This window comes from bacterium (genome assembly GCA_035530055.1).
In the GTDB taxonomy this organism is placed as follows: domain Bacteria; phylum UBA6262; class WVXT01; order WVXT01; family WVXT01; genus WVXT01.
In genome coordinates this window covers 18,207-30,802 of record DATKVN010000093.1, presented here as the reverse complement: position 1 = coordinate 30,802, position 12,596 = coordinate 18,207, and the positions used below count along the sequence as shown (strand labels likewise).

16 protein-coding genes are annotated in these 12,596 nt (G+C 39.8%); all 16 read left to right on the top strand.

Annotated elements, in window-relative coordinates; translation table 11 throughout:
* Positions 1-83 precede the first annotated feature (83 nt).
* The 16 genes from kdsB to VMW39_07020 all read left to right on the top strand — a co-directional run bounded on the left by kdsB (position 84) and on the right by VMW39_07020 (position 12,576).
* Complete coding sequence (kdsB, locus tag VMW39_07095; GenBank protein HUW23778.1) at positions 84-827, top strand: 3-deoxy-manno-octulosonate cytidylyltransferase; 744 nt, start codon at positions 84-86, stop codon at positions 825-827.
* A gap of 9 nt (positions 828-836) precedes the next feature.
* On the top strand, positions 837-1,007 hold the full coding sequence (locus VMW39_07090) for a Trm112 family protein (protein HUW23777.1): 171 nt from the start codon (positions 837-839) through the stop codon (positions 1,005-1,007).
* 42 nt (positions 1,008-1,049) lie between these two features.
* On the top strand, positions 1,050-1,883 hold the full coding sequence (gene kdsA / locus VMW39_07085) for a 3-deoxy-8-phosphooctulonate synthase (GenBank protein HUW23776.1): 834 nt from the start codon (positions 1,050-1,052) through the stop codon (positions 1,881-1,883).
* Between the two features lie 16 nt (positions 1,884-1,899).
* Positions 1,900-2,085, top strand: a complete 186-nt coding sequence (locus VMW39_07080) for a zinc ribbon domain-containing protein (GenBank protein HUW23775.1) — start codon at positions 1,900-1,902, stop codon at positions 2,083-2,085.
* Between the two features lie 22 nt (positions 2,086-2,107).
* Positions 2,108-3,118: a KpsF/GutQ family sugar-phosphate isomerase gene (locus VMW39_07075; protein HUW23774.1), complete on the top strand. Its 1,011-nt coding sequence runs from the start codon at positions 2,108-2,110 to the stop codon at positions 3,116-3,118.
* Positions 3,119-3,194: 76 nt separating this feature from the next.
* Positions 3,195-3,728 (top strand): HAD hydrolase family protein, encoded by a 534-nt coding sequence (locus VMW39_07070; GenBank protein HUW23773.1) that lies wholly within the window; start codon positions 3,195-3,197, stop codon positions 3,726-3,728.
* Entirely contained in the window at positions 3,725-4,282 is a 558-nt protein-coding gene (lptC, locus tag VMW39_07065; GenBank protein HUW23772.1) for an LPS export ABC transporter periplasmic protein LptC, read from the top strand. Before VMW39_07070 ends, lptC begins: the two co-directional genes overlap by 4 nt.
* Position 4,283: 1 nt before the next feature.
* A complete protein-coding gene (locus VMW39_07060; protein HUW23771.1) occupies positions 4,284-4,943 on the top strand; it encodes an LptA/OstA family protein in 660 nt (219 codons plus the stop codon).
* 127 nt (positions 4,944-5,070) lie between these two features.
* Entirely contained in the window at positions 5,071-5,790 is a 720-nt protein-coding gene (gene lptB, locus VMW39_07055) for an LPS export ABC transporter ATP-binding protein (protein HUW23770.1), read from the top strand.
* A gap of 192 nt (positions 5,791-5,982) precedes the next feature.
* Positions 5,983-6,447 (top strand): PTS sugar transporter subunit IIA, encoded by a 465-nt coding sequence (locus VMW39_07050; protein HUW23769.1) that lies wholly within the window; start codon positions 5,983-5,985, stop codon positions 6,445-6,447.
* A 37-nt stretch (positions 6,448-6,484) separates the two neighbouring features.
* Complete coding sequence (gene hprK, locus VMW39_07045; GenBank protein ID HUW23768.1) at positions 6,485-7,429, top strand: HPr(Ser) kinase/phosphatase; 945 nt, start codon at positions 6,485-6,487, stop codon at positions 7,427-7,429.
* A 343-nt stretch (positions 7,430-7,772) separates the two neighbouring features.
* The gene (gene rapZ / locus VMW39_07040; protein ID HUW23767.1) at positions 7,773-8,642 is read left to right on the top strand and encodes an RNase adapter RapZ; all 870 of its coding nucleotides are present in this window, start codon (positions 7,773-7,775) and stop codon (positions 8,640-8,642) included.
* A gap of 42 nt (positions 8,643-8,684) precedes the next feature.
* Positions 8,685-9,110 (top strand): PTS sugar transporter subunit IIA, encoded by a 426-nt coding sequence (locus VMW39_07035; GenBank protein ID HUW23766.1) that lies wholly within the window; start codon positions 8,685-8,687, stop codon positions 9,108-9,110.
* Positions 9,110-9,598 (top strand): PTS sugar transporter subunit IIB, encoded by a 489-nt coding sequence (locus VMW39_07030; GenBank protein HUW23765.1) that lies wholly within the window; start codon positions 9,110-9,112, stop codon positions 9,596-9,598. The genes VMW39_07035 and VMW39_07030 overlap by 1 nt, the downstream gene beginning before the upstream one ends.
* Positions 9,599-9,658: 60 nt before the next feature.
* Positions 9,659-11,869, top strand: a complete 2,211-nt coding sequence (locus VMW39_07025; protein ID HUW23764.1) for an alpha-amylase/4-alpha-glucanotransferase domain-containing protein — start codon at positions 9,659-9,661, stop codon at positions 11,867-11,869.
* 50 nt (positions 11,870-11,919) lie between these two features.
* Positions 11,920-12,576 carry a PTS sugar transporter subunit IIC gene (locus VMW39_07020; protein HUW23763.1) on the top strand — a complete coding sequence of 219 codons (657 nt, stop codon included), beginning with the start codon at positions 11,920-11,922 and terminating at the stop codon, positions 12,574-12,576.
* Positions 12,577-12,596: the final 20 nt, after the last annotated feature.

Genomic DNA, 12,596 nt, shown 5'->3' with positions numbered 1-12,596 from the left:
GTTTTATGAAGAATGTTCCTTTTCGCTATCTCCTCTCCCTTGGGAGAGAGGATGAGGGGGCATGAGGCACTTTTAAAGGAAGAATGAAAATTATAGGGATCATTCCAGCCCGCTACGATTCGAAACGTTTTCCAGGTAAAGTATTAGCCGACATCCTCGGTAAACCCTTGATTCAGAAAGTCTACGAACAAGCAAAGAAGGCGGAACTTCTGAACGACATCCTGGTAGCCACAGATAACGAGGAAATTTTCAAAGTAGTTGAAAATTTTAGAGGTAAAGCAATAATGACCTCTTCTAACTGTAGAAGTGGTACTGACAGAGTAGCTGAAGTAGCCAAAGGGTTAAATGCAGATATCTTCGTAAACATTCAAGGGGATGAACCTCTGATTTCTCCAGAAGTTATATCAAAAGTGGCACAAGCATTAATTGAAGATAAAACTATCGATATAGCCACCGTTGCCCGGAAAATAATTGCACAAGAAGAACTCAATAATCCCAATGTAGTTAAAGTGGTAATAGACAATGGTGGATTTGCTCTCTATTTTTCTCGTGCACAAATCCCCTATGTTAGGGATTCGTTAGAGTTGGAAAGTCTTGGTTCTGTCTGTTGCAAACACATCGGCCTCTATGCCTACAGGAGAGACTTTCTTCTAAATTTTGTCCAGATGAAGCAAACCCCTTTAGAGAAAATTGAGGACTTAGAACAAATGAGGGCTTTGGAGAATGGATACAAAATAAAAGTAGTAATTACAGAGTGCGACTCTGTTGGCGTGGACACTCGGGAAGACCTGGAAAAAGTCAGAAAAATATTTAGAAATTCTGAATAAGGAGGTTTTATGGCCATTAACAAAGAGCTATTAGATATTTTAGCCTGCCCCAAATGCAAGGGCAACGTCCATTTAAATGAAAAAGAAAACGGGATAATCTGTGATGGCTGTAAACTGATGTATCCTATTAAAGACGACATTCCCATAATGTTAATCGATGAAGCCATTCCATTAGAGTAATTTGTAGGGCTTTATGCCCGTAATGACTTTCAAGGAAATTAAATGGTAAAAATAGTAAAAATCGGCCATATTGAAATCGGAGGAAACAGACCTCTGGTTCTGATTGCTGGGCCCTGCGTTATCGAATCGGAGGACCAGGTCAGAAAGACAATAGAAGGATTAAAAGAGATTACAGGTGAAATAAACATCCCCTTTATTTTCAAGTCTTCTTACGATAAAGCCAATCGAACTTCCATCAAGTCCTATCGGGGTCCTGGATTGGACAAGGGACTGGAGATTTTAGAGAAAGTCAAAAGAGAATTCGATATTCCATTACTAGTCGATGTTCATCAGATAGAAGAAGTTAAATTGGTTAGCAAGGTAGCCGATATCTTACAGGTTCCGGCATTCTTATGCCGACAGACTGACCTTATCATATCCATAGCCAGGACAGGGAAACCAATAAATGTAAAGAAAGGGCAATTCCTTGCCCCCTGGGATATGCAGAATGTAATAGAAAAAATAGAATCGACTGGAAACAAAAATATCCTGTTGACAGAAAGAGGAAGTTGTTTTGGTTACAATAATTTAGTTGTAGACATGAAATCTTTACCCATAATAAGGTCCTTTGGTTATCCTGTAGTTTTCGATGCCACCCACAGTGTTCAAAAACCAGGGGGAAAGGGAACCACCACTGCCGGGGAGAGAGAATATGTTCCTTTCCTTGCTCAGGCAGCAGTAGCAACAGGCATTGATGGACTTTTTTTAGAGGTTCATCCACAACCAGAGAAAGCTCTAAGCGATGGCCCAAATATGATTAGATTGAGTCGAGTAAAAGAGCTATTGGAAAAACTAATAAAAATAGATAAAGTAGTCAAGACAACCTGTAAAGAATAAGACTCTGGAGGCACATATGCGTTGTCCAAAATGTGGGCATGACAACAAAGAGAATGCCAAATTTTGTGTAAAATGCAAAGCAGACCTTAGACCTGTTCTGATAGAAGAACCAACCTGGAAATGGCATCTAAAAGTTTTAGCAATCATTTATGCTATTTTAGGTATCGCTTATATTTTGTTGCGGATATTCCTGAAAGATTAATTTCCGATTCTGTAGGGCTCTAATGATAAATTCCCCTCTTTCCTTGGGGGAGAGGGAGAAGGGGTATCTTGTGGGAAGTATTGAAGAAGCAAAAAAGGTCTTAAAAATTGAAGCCAGAACTATAAAGAATCTTATCTCCACTATTGACCGTAATTTTGAAAAGGCTGTGGAAATAATAGCTTCCTGTAAGGGGAGAATTATAGTTATGGGCATGGGAAAGTCGGGATTGATCGGGAAAAAGATTGCAGCTACCCTGGCCTCTACAGGCACTCCTGCATTTTTCCTCCACCCCGCAGAAGGGATTCTTGGTGACGTAGGAATGATGACTGAAGGAGACTTAGTTTTAGCTCTCTCACATAGTGGGGAGACTGAAGAGATTGAGAAACTCTTGCCGCTGATAAGGAAAATGAATTTAAAGTTAATAACCATAACCGGAAAACCTAAATCGAAATTAGCAAAGAAAAGCGATTTAGTCATTAATGTAAAAGTAAAAGAAGAAGCTTGCCCTTATAATCTCGTTCCTACAGCAAGCACAACAGCGATGTTAGCCATGGGCGATGCTCTAGCGATTTCCCTGTTGAAAAGAAAGAAGTTCAAAAAAGAGGACTTTGCTCGTCTTCATCCCGGTGGAACTATCGGCAAAAGGTTACTCCTTAAGGTTAAAGACATAATGAGAAAAGGCAAAGATAATCCTGTAATCCATCAGGAAAAGATAGTTAGAGAAGCGCTATTAGTAATGACTAAAACGCGCCTCGGTGCAACGAGCGTCGTTGATAATTCTGGTAAATTGGTGGGGTTCTTCACTGATGGGGATTTGCGACGTAGATTGCAGAAAGATGAAAAAATTCTAAACAAAAAAATTCATACCGTAATGACTAAAAATCCAAAGACTATTACCCAGGACATACTGGCTATAGAGGCAGCAAAAATGATGCAGGAGAAGAAGTTCGATAATATACCTGTAGTAGATGGAAAGGGCTATCCCATAGGAATTGTAGACGAGAGGGACCTTCTTTCCGAAGGCATTCTTTAAGGTCGCGTAGGGGCGACCCACCGTGGTCGCCCGATAAGGGGGGCTTTATGCCCGCAATAATTTGAGGTATGGCGAAATGGATGAAAAAATCAAAGCAAAAGCCCAAAATATAGAGATGATAGGAATGGACATTGATGGTGTGCTCACCCCGGGCGATATTGTGATTATGGAGTCTGGAGAGGAGATAAAGAGCTGGAACGTTAAAGACCGCATGGGATTTAATCTTGCCAGACGACCAGGAAATTTGAAGTTTGCCTGGATATCAGGAAGAGGGTGCAAGCAGGTTGAGGAAACGGCAAGGGATTTAAAGATAGAAGCCGTTCGTCTTAAAAGAATGGACAAAGATGAAGCCCTTGAAGAGATTTTGCAGGAATTTAAACTTAAGAAGGAAAACTTCGCTTATATTGGAGACGACCTTGTGGACATACCGGTTCTGAAGAGGGCAGGATTATCTTTCTGTCCGAAAGATGCGCCAGAAGAGGTAAAACAGGCAGTAGATTATGTAACCAAGACTGAAGGTGGTCGGGGTGTCTTGCGGGAAGTGGTTGAGCTGATACTGAAATTACAAGGGAAATGGGAAAAGGCTACTGGAGAGTATTGTAATAAATGAACGACAACATTATGGCGAAGAAGAATTTTTTCTGGGTATTTACTTTTCTTATTATTATTAGTTTATCAAGTTGTGGAAAAGAGAAACCAGAAAAACCAAAAATTTCTGACAAAAAATCTTTTCCTGACCAGGCCATAGAAAATTTTACCCTCACCCACACAAATCAGGGAGAAAAGGAATGGGAGTTGGAGGCAGATAGAGCGGAAATTTATAAGAGAGAAGAAAGGACAATTGTACAAAAACTCAAAATTAGGTTTTATGACCAGGGGAAAATTACTTCTATTCTAACTGCCAGGGAAGGGGAACTTCGTTCTCCATCAGGCGATATGGAAGTGAGGGGAGACGTAGTAGTTACTTCTGAAGAAGAAGGAATAACGCTAAAGACAGAAAGCCTGAAGTGGGATACCCAGCGAAAGAAAATAGTTACTGATGATTTTGTTCGCCAGGAAAAGGGTGACACAATAATCACCGGGCAGGGATTAGAGTCAGATCCAGGGTTGGAAAAAATTGTTATAAAAAAGAACGTAAGAGTAATTCATAAATCATCAGAATAACATGAAAAAGAGTATTCTACTTTTTTTGCCATTCATTTTTGTAAGCGCAGTTTTTGCTGAGAAGCCCAAACAGCCAGTGAATATTACAGGAGAGAGGATGGAAGTATTGGGAAGAGGGGAAATCACCCGTTTTCTTGGGAACGTAAAATTGGTTAGGAAAAAAGATGTAATAACTTCCGATATAATGGAACATTATGAGAAAAAGAACTATATAGTAGGAAAAGGGAATGTCCATCTTATAGCCTATCCAGAAGAATCTATAAAACTGGAAGCCTTTTCTGACCGATTAACTTACAATGTGGACAGCAAGAAGAGTACTTTAACTGGCAATCCAGAGCTCATCCGAATCGATGAGGAGAATCCCGAAGACAGAATAAAAATGGAAGGAGAAGTAATAAAGTTATTGGACAATGGGAAAAAAGTTCATGTACAGGGTGATGCCAGGGTAGAACACGGAGAAATAACGGCTACAGGTGAGATTCTTGACTACGATTATGAAATAAAAAAAATTGTTCTATCCGGAGGTTCTCCCTGTATTTACCAGGATAACGAACAAGCAAAGGCTAACTACTCGGCAGAAATCATTACTATGTTTATCGATGAACAAAGAATCATTATGGAAGGAAATGTAAAGGCATCTATCTACCCCAAAAACCGGTAGTGTAGCCCTTTATGGGCGTTCCGTTAGAAATTCCCCCATGAGGATTTTTACGGGGCGGGCATAAAGCCCCTGGGCGACCATAAAGGTCGCCCCTACGCGACAAAATATTTCTATTGAATGGTGGAAAATGAGCTTATTAGCAAGTGGTCTGGTTAAAACATATTCACATCGCAAAATTGTTGATGATGTAGAAATAGAAATAAACCCGGGTGAAATTGTAGGTCTGCTTGGTCCAAACGGGGCTGGTAAAACAACTACCTTTTATATGATTGTGGGCCTCCTTCGTCCCGACAAAGGCAGGATATTCTTGGAGGGAAGGGACATAACAGAGTTACCGATGTATAAGCGAGCCAGGCAAGGGATTGGTTATTTATCCCAGGAACCTTCCATATTCAGGCGACTTTCAGTCAGGAAAAACATAGAGGCTATTTTGGAGACAACCAAACTAACTCAGTCCGAAAAGAAAGAAAAATTGAAAAGTCTACTTCGAGAGTTGGGAGTGGAACATTTAGCAGAAAATAAGGCCTGCTTACTATCCGGAGGAGAAAAGAGAAGGGTAGAGATTTCCCGAGCCCTGGTAACCACTCCTCAATACATTCTTTTGGATGAACCATTTGTAGGCATTGATCCCATAACCACCGTGGAAATTCAACAGATTGTTGCCCGGCTCAAAAATAATGGATTGGGAGTGCTGATTACAGACCATAATGTTAGAGAGACACTGGAAATCATCGATAGAGCCTATATTATGTATGAGGGAAGAATTTTGCTCTCGGGAACTGCTAAAGAGTTGTTGGAATCAGAAGAAGCGCGCAAAGTTTACTTAGGCGAAAAATTCAAGATGTAAAAACGTAGTCGCAGGCTTCAGCCTGCGTCTTAGGAGTAGAAAATTGGAGTAGCACCGCTTGCGGTGCGTTAATGCGAAACAAGTTTCGCTACTCCAGAAAATTCTGGTAATTGACAAAATTATTAAAATGTAGTTTAATTATAAAGCAAAAATAATGAAAAAAAAGACCATTCTGCATAGGAGGAGAAAAAGATGAAGATTATGGGGTTTCTTTGCAAAGAGGCCATTGAAGTAGATTTACAAGCAATCAAAAAGAAAGAGACGCTGAAAGAGTTAATTGATAAGTTGGTGGTTGCCAAGAGGATAAAAGAAAATGCAAAAGAAAAAATACTTCAGGCTCTATTGGATAGAGAAAAATTAGGTTCCACCGGGATTGGACAGGGGGTAGCAATTCCCCATGCTAAAACAGATAAAGTAACAGAAATCGTCTGTGCATTTGCTACATCCAGAAAGGGAATAGAATTTGATGCTTTAGATGGAGAAAAGGTATATATAATTTTTCTCCTGATCGCTCCCCAAGACTCGGCAGGGATGCATCTGAAAGTATTGGCAAAAATATCCCGGCTTCTTAAGGATAAGTTCTTTCGCCAGGCACTACGAGAAGCAAAAGTCCCAAGTGAAGTAGTTAAAATTATCAAGGAAGAAGATGCATATTAGTTAGTGCAATGGTGAACAAATAAGAGGTCAGTTCACAATGGTAAAGCTTCTGGTTGAAGAATTACTTAAACAGAAAAAGGCAGAGTTAAATTTGCAGCTTGTGGCTGGAAAGGAAGGTTTAAATCGGAAAATAACCAGCTGGGAAGTTCATCGTCTTGGCCTTGCGTTATCTGGCGAGGCAGATATTTTACCTCCTGGTCAACTCCAGATTTTAGACCGGGAAGAACTAGATTATTTAAAGAAGTTAGACATCAAGGGAAAAGCCACTGTGTTAAGCGGGATCTTCTCCAAGGGAATCCCATGTTTTATTGTTACCAGCAATTTTGCTCCTCCTCAAGAATTTATAAAAATGGCGCAGAAAGCGAAAATTCCGGTCTTTAGAACCTCCATTTCTATTTCTACATTCGTAAATCGCCTTTCGCCTTTTTTAGAGGATAGACTTACACTCACTAAATCTGTTCAAGGAGTGATGGTTGAAGTTTACGGTCTTGGGATTTTGATATTAGGAGTGACTGGCATTGGCAAAAGCGAGTGTGCCCTGGAACTTATCGATAGAGGACATCGTTTAATTGCTGGAGAAGTAGTAGGAATTAAACAGCGTAGGGGCAACATTCTTATTGGCTTTGCCAAGGAACCGATCCGCTACTATTTAGAAGTCCAAGGACTGGGAATAATAGATGTTGAAAAATTGTTTGGAGCAAGTACGGTAAGAAATTCGGCAAAAATCGATCTGGTAATTAGACTTGAAGAGTGGGACAAAATCAAAGAGTACGAACTACTTGGTTTCGACCAGAAATATACAACGATTCTGGAAGTTAATGTTCCGGAATTAGTAATCCCGATTCGTCCTGGAAGGAACATAGCGAGGATTATTGAGGTAGCAGCTATGAATCAGCGACTAAGAAGAGAGGGATATTCCGCAATTAGTGAGTTGGATAAGGAAATAATAAAAATCACCCAGCGAAAGAAAGAAAAGAAGTAGCTCGGGATTTGGTTCGCTCGCTGACAATTTTTTGTAAGCATCCCGATAACAATCGGGATGCGGATTAGGGGGTTTGGGGGAAATAATCTGATTTCCCCTAAGGGGTGACAGAGAAGCAAATGTCCGGTGGACATTTGGTGAACGCCAGAGGGGTGAAACCCCTATGGAAGTATTCCCGAAGGGAATATCTTCTTTGAGCACCGCCAAAAATCTCAGGAGTTTACCGAAATTCCCTACGGTCAGTTTCGGCTAAACTCTAATCTTCGATTTTTGGCTAAAAATTATAATGCTCGCTGCACACCAAATCCCTTCGCATTAGGGAAAGGAAGGAAAATAGAAATATATGGCCAAGGGTAACTTTGTCATAATAACAGGGCTTTCAGGAGCAGGGAAAAGTACAGCCTTAAAGAATTTTGAGGACTTGGGATATTTCTGCGTAGATAATTTACCTACTACCCTGATACCTAAATTTGCTGAAATTTGTTTACAGTTGAAGTATAAAATAAAGAAAGTCGCTTTAGGCATTGACATTCGAGAAGGAGACTTTTTAGATGACCTTTTTAGTTCATTAGAAGAACTCGGTAAAATGGGATTCAGCCACCAGATTCTCTTTTTAGAAGCCAGTAATTCTGTCCTGGTGAGAAGATATAGTGAAACGCGCAGGAAACATCCCCTGGATAAGGAAGGAAGAAGTATACTTGAGGTTATCATCAAAGAGAGAAAGAGACTTATGGGAATAAAAGAACAAGCTGATAAAATCATTGATACTACAACTCTCATGCCTCAGGAGTTTAAGCAAGCGGTCTTTTCTAGTTTCAGAGAGGTACCGGAACTGGATACGATGAATGTCAGCCTAGTTGCTTTTGGCTATAAATATGGTATCCCGGTTGACGCCGATCTGGTAATCGACACTCGTTTTCTACCTAATCCCCATTATATAGAAAAACTGAGACCATTAACCGGAAACAATCCGGAAGTTTCCCGATTTGTTTTGAAATCCTCTGTTACCCAGAAGTTTTTGAGGAAATATTCTGGGTTATTGAAATTTCTAATTCCTTACTATATTAAAGAAGGAAAATCTTATTTGACCATAGCTGTGGGGTGCACGGGAGGGCGCCATCGTTCAGTAATTGTTGTGAATGAATTGAATAAGTTTCTGGGAAAGAAGTACCCTGTTAAAACTCAGTACCGTGACATTGAAAAATCGGCATAAAGAAAGCATTATAGGAGTAGCAGACTTCAGTCTGCGTATCAAATGATTGGATTCATTATTATAACTCACGGCGATTTTGGTCGGCAGTTAGTTAAAGCAGCGCAGGTTATTTTAGGAGAGCAGAAGGAAGTATGGGCATTATCCTTACATGAAAATGATGGGTTAGAAACATTAAGTAAAAGGATAGAAAAGATACTAAAGGAAGAGAACGAGCAATCGGAAGGGAAAATCATTTTCGTGGATATGTTTGGAGGTACACCGGCAAATGCCAGCCTCAAGTTTGTTAATGATGAGAAAGTTGAAATTATTAGTGGAGTTAATTTGCCGATGCTAATTGCTGGCATGAACTATCGCCAGTCTCTCCCTCTGAAAGAATTGGCTCGTCTCATCCGCCAAAAGGGTGAACAGAGCATTCTTGATGTCAAGCAAAAGTTTCTTGATAAAGTCTCAAAGGCGAAAAATAAATAATGGGCATGGTTCTAGTGCGAATTGATGACCGGTTAATTCACGGTCAAGTAGTTGAAAACTGGATGAAATTCCTGAAAATTAATCATGTGATTGTAGTCAACGACTTTGTTGCCAGTGACCGAACGCAAAAAACCCTGTTCTCAATGGCAGTTCCAGCCCACGCCAAGATATCCATTTTGACTATAACTCAAGCGAAGGAGGCGATACTGAATGGCCAATTTGAAGGGGATAAGGCGATGCTCCTTCTCGTTTCACCCCAGGATGTCCTGAATTTAATCAATAAAGGAGTAAGAATAAAAGAAGTAAATGTGGGGGGAATGCATTATTCTCCTGATAAAAAACAGATTCTCAAAGCTATTTCAGTTAGTAAAGAAGACATTCAAGCTTTTCAGGAACTGGATAAACTTGGAGTCCACTTGGAAGCGAGAATGGTTCCTGATGATGAAAAGATTGATATAATGGAAATTATCAAGAGAGAGGCAACGTAGGAGTAGCAGACTTTAGTCTGCGTACACAAATTTCAAGTCCCTCTCGGGAATTTTGAGAATATGAAAAAAATAAACTTCGCATTCGGTATTCATAACCATCAGCCAGTTGGTAATTTTGAAGCCATTTTTGAGGAGGCTTACCAGAAGGCGTACCTTCCCTTTCTGGAAGTTCTGATAAAACATTCTGGCATAAAAGCGACTTTCCATTTTAGCGGAGTCCTTCTGGAGTGGATTGTTAAACATCACCCAGAATTTATTTCAATGATAAAGAATCTTTTACAAACCGAGCAAATTGAACTTATGACCGGTGGTTACTATGAACCAATTTTAGCTATGTTATACGACCGTGATAGAATTGGTCAAATAATGAAATTGAACAAATATATCAGGGACTTGTTTGATTACGAACCAAAAGGTATGTGGCTGGCAGAACGTGTCTGGGAGCCACATTTAGCAAAGTCAATTTCTCAGGCAGGTGTAGAATATACTGTCATTGACGATTTGCCTTTCAAATCTGCCGGGCTTTTTGAGGAACAACTTTTTGGGTATTATCTTACCGAGGAACAGGGCTATCCTCTCAAAGTTTTTCCAATTAGTGAAAAGCTGCGATTTCTCATGCCTTTCCATCCCGTAGAAGAAGTCATTAAGTATTTTAAATCCCAGGCAGCGGAGAAAGAAGAGAGACTGGTAGTAATGGCTGATGACGGAGAGAAGTTTGGCTTCTGGCCAGGCACCTATGAGCTAGCCTATAAACAGAATTGGCTTGAGCAGTTCTTTACCGAATTAGAAAGAAATAAAAAATGGATTAGAACAGTTACTTTTTCTGAATGCATTGCCCAGTTTGAACCTAAAGGAAGAATATATCTTCCCACAGGTTCCTATTCCCAAATGATGGAATGGGTTTTACCCACTAAGGCGAGAAAGGAATTTACTGATATCCAGAGGAAAGTTGAAAAATTGCCTCAGTCCGAACGATATGCAAGGTTTCTGAAAGGAGGCTTCTGGCGAAACTTCTTTGTGAAATACACCGAGAGTAACTGGATGCAGAAGAAGATGCTGTTAGTTAGCAACAAGATTTTCAAAGCAGCTAAGAACATACACGCCTCGGAAAGAGGGAGTAATAAAAAAGGAAGTGAGTTTTCAGTGGAATTTAGGGGAGGAAATGTAGAACTTCCAGATTGGTTGGAAAAAGCGAGGGATGAACTCTGGAAAGGCCAGTGCAATTGCGCTTACTGGCATGGCGTTTTCGGAGGACTCTACTTTCCCCATCTTAGAAAAGCGATTTATAAACATCTGATTAATGCAGAAAAAACTGTTGATGGTAAGAACCAAACAGGTTCTAAATGTATAGAAACAGAGGAATTCGATTTCGACCTGGATGGAAATCCAGAGGTTTTGGTCAGTACCCCCTTACTCAATGCCTACTTTAAACCATCTATGGGAGCATCTCTATTCGAATTAGATTATAAGCCACAAAACTTAAATCTGCTAACTACTCTGACTCGAAGGAAAGAAGCTTACCACGAAGAGATTGTTCGAGCCAGTCTCTTTGATTCTAAATCCGATATGGAAAATAAAAGTGTAAAATCAATTCATAATATGGAAAAAGTAAAAGACAAGAACTTGGTGAAATATCTTCACTATGATTGGTATGAAAGGGCCTCCTTGGTAGACCATTTCTTACATCCTGATACAGAGATCTTTGATTTCTCAACTTGCCAGTATGGAGAACAGGGAGATTTCGTCGACCAATCTTACATGTATAGAACTGAACCGACTGGAATAAACTTTGTTAGAGAAGGATTTGTCTGGGTAGGAGATTTTCAGCAACCCATAAAAGTGGAAAAGAAAATAACAGTATCAGCGAACTCGGCGAAAATTATCATTATTTATCAAATTGTCAACAAAGGAGAGAACCGCGCAGAATTATGGTTCGGTTCTGAATTTAACTTCTCTTTTTCCTCAGCAGAAGATAAAAAATGTTATTATTATGTCCCCGATAGAAAGGAGAAAAAAGATTTCTCTTCATTTGGAGAAATTTCTGATTTGAAGGAAATTGGTATGCACGACGAGCATTATGGAATAAATATAACTTTGGAATTCAACCCACATTGTTGTTTGTGGCATTTTCCCATAGAAACAATCTCAGAAGGAGATGCAGCTTACGAGCGTATGTATCAACAATCAGTTGTATTTCCTCACTGGAAATTAAATCTAAAACCCAAAGAGAAACAGACTATCACTTTGAAATTAAAAATCACAGATATATGATTTAGCCCAGGTGTTTGAACCTGTCAATATATCTACGTTGGACCGTTCTAATGATTGTTGAAATCTTTGTAGCTAGTTTTATTGGAGGATTGTTAAGTTTAGATGTAAGTGCTTGGGGACAAATAATGGTCTGCCGGCCTATTGTCTGTGGACCCCTCATAGGTTTATTATTAGGAGACCTCAAGACAGGACTCATTATTGGTGTTCTTTTAGAACTCATTTGGATAAATGTGATATCTGTGGGCGCAGCTATTCCTCCTGATGCAACAATAGTAGCAGTAACTTGCACAACTCTGATAATGTTGACCGAGAGAATGCTTCCCCTGGGTAATAATTTTCAGGGTTCTTACAGAATGGTTGTCCTGGCACTTACGATGCCTCTGGGAGAAATTTTTACGCGCATAGATATTAAGCAAAGAAAACTAAATGCACATTTCGTGCACTACTTAGATCGAGAAATCCCCAAAGGTAATTTAAAAGCCTTGGGAAAAGTTAATTATTTTAGCTTATTTCTGTTTTTTCTTAAAGGATTCCTTTTCTCTCTGATTGCAATTAGTGCCGGGGTATATTTTCTGCCCAAATTATTTTCCTGTTTACCGTATGGCGTATTGACAGGTCTGAATTTTGCATATAGGCTCATACCCGCTCTGGGTTTAGCAATAGCTTTTAACACCTTCAGAGGTTTTAGGTACAGATTTCCCGATTGAAAATCGGGATGTATAATCCA

Bases quoted from the DNA above. Each gene is read 5' to 3' on its own strand.
- VMW39_07050 (HUW23769.1), top strand. From the start codon at position 5,983: ATGAAGATTATGGGGTTTCTTTGCAAAGAGGCCATTGAAGTAGATTTA.
- hprK (HUW23768.1), top strand. From the start codon at position 6,485: ATGGTAAAGCTTCTGGTTGAAGAATTACTTAAACAGAAAAAGGCAGAG.
- VMW39_07075 (HUW23774.1), top strand. From the start codon at position 2,108: ATGATAAATTCCCCTCTTTCCTTGGGGGAGAGGGAGAAGGGGTATCTT.
- lptC (HUW23772.1), top strand. From the start codon at position 3,725: ATGAACGACAACATTATGGCGAAGAAGAATTTTTTCTGGGTATTTACT.
- kdsA (HUW23776.1), top strand. From the start codon at position 1,050: ATGGTAAAAATAGTAAAAATCGGCCATATTGAAATCGGAGGAAACAGA.
- kdsB (HUW23778.1), top strand. From the start codon at position 84: ATGAAAATTATAGGGATCATTCCAGCCCGCTACGATTCGAAACGTTTT.
- VMW39_07035 (HUW23766.1), top strand. From the start codon at position 8,685: ATGATTGGATTCATTATTATAACTCACGGCGATTTTGGTCGGCAGTTA.
- VMW39_07060 (HUW23771.1), top strand. From the start codon at position 4,284: ATGAAAAAGAGTATTCTACTTTTTTTGCCATTCATTTTTGTAAGCGCA.
- VMW39_07090 (HUW23777.1), top strand. From the start codon at position 837: ATGGCCATTAACAAAGAGCTATTAGATATTTTAGCCTGCCCCAAATGC.
- VMW39_07025 (HUW23764.1), top strand. From the start codon at position 9,659: ATGAAAAAAATAAACTTCGCATTCGGTATTCATAACCATCAGCCAGTT.
- VMW39_07020 (HUW23763.1), top strand. From the start codon at position 11,920: ATGATTGTTGAAATCTTTGTAGCTAGTTTTATTGGAGGATTGTTAAGT.
- VMW39_07070 (HUW23773.1), top strand. From the start codon at position 3,195: ATGGATGAAAAAATCAAAGCAAAAGCCCAAAATATAGAGATGATAGGA.
- VMW39_07030 (HUW23765.1), top strand. From the start codon at position 9,110: ATGGGCATGGTTCTAGTGCGAATTGATGACCGGTTAATTCACGGTCAA.
- lptB (HUW23770.1), top strand. From the start codon at position 5,071: ATGAGCTTATTAGCAAGTGGTCTGGTTAAAACATATTCACATCGCAAA.
- rapZ (HUW23767.1), top strand. From the start codon at position 7,773: ATGGCCAAGGGTAACTTTGTCATAATAACAGGGCTTTCAGGAGCAGGG.
- VMW39_07080 (HUW23775.1), top strand. From the start codon at position 1,900: ATGCGTTGTCCAAAATGTGGGCATGACAACAAAGAGAATGCCAAATTT.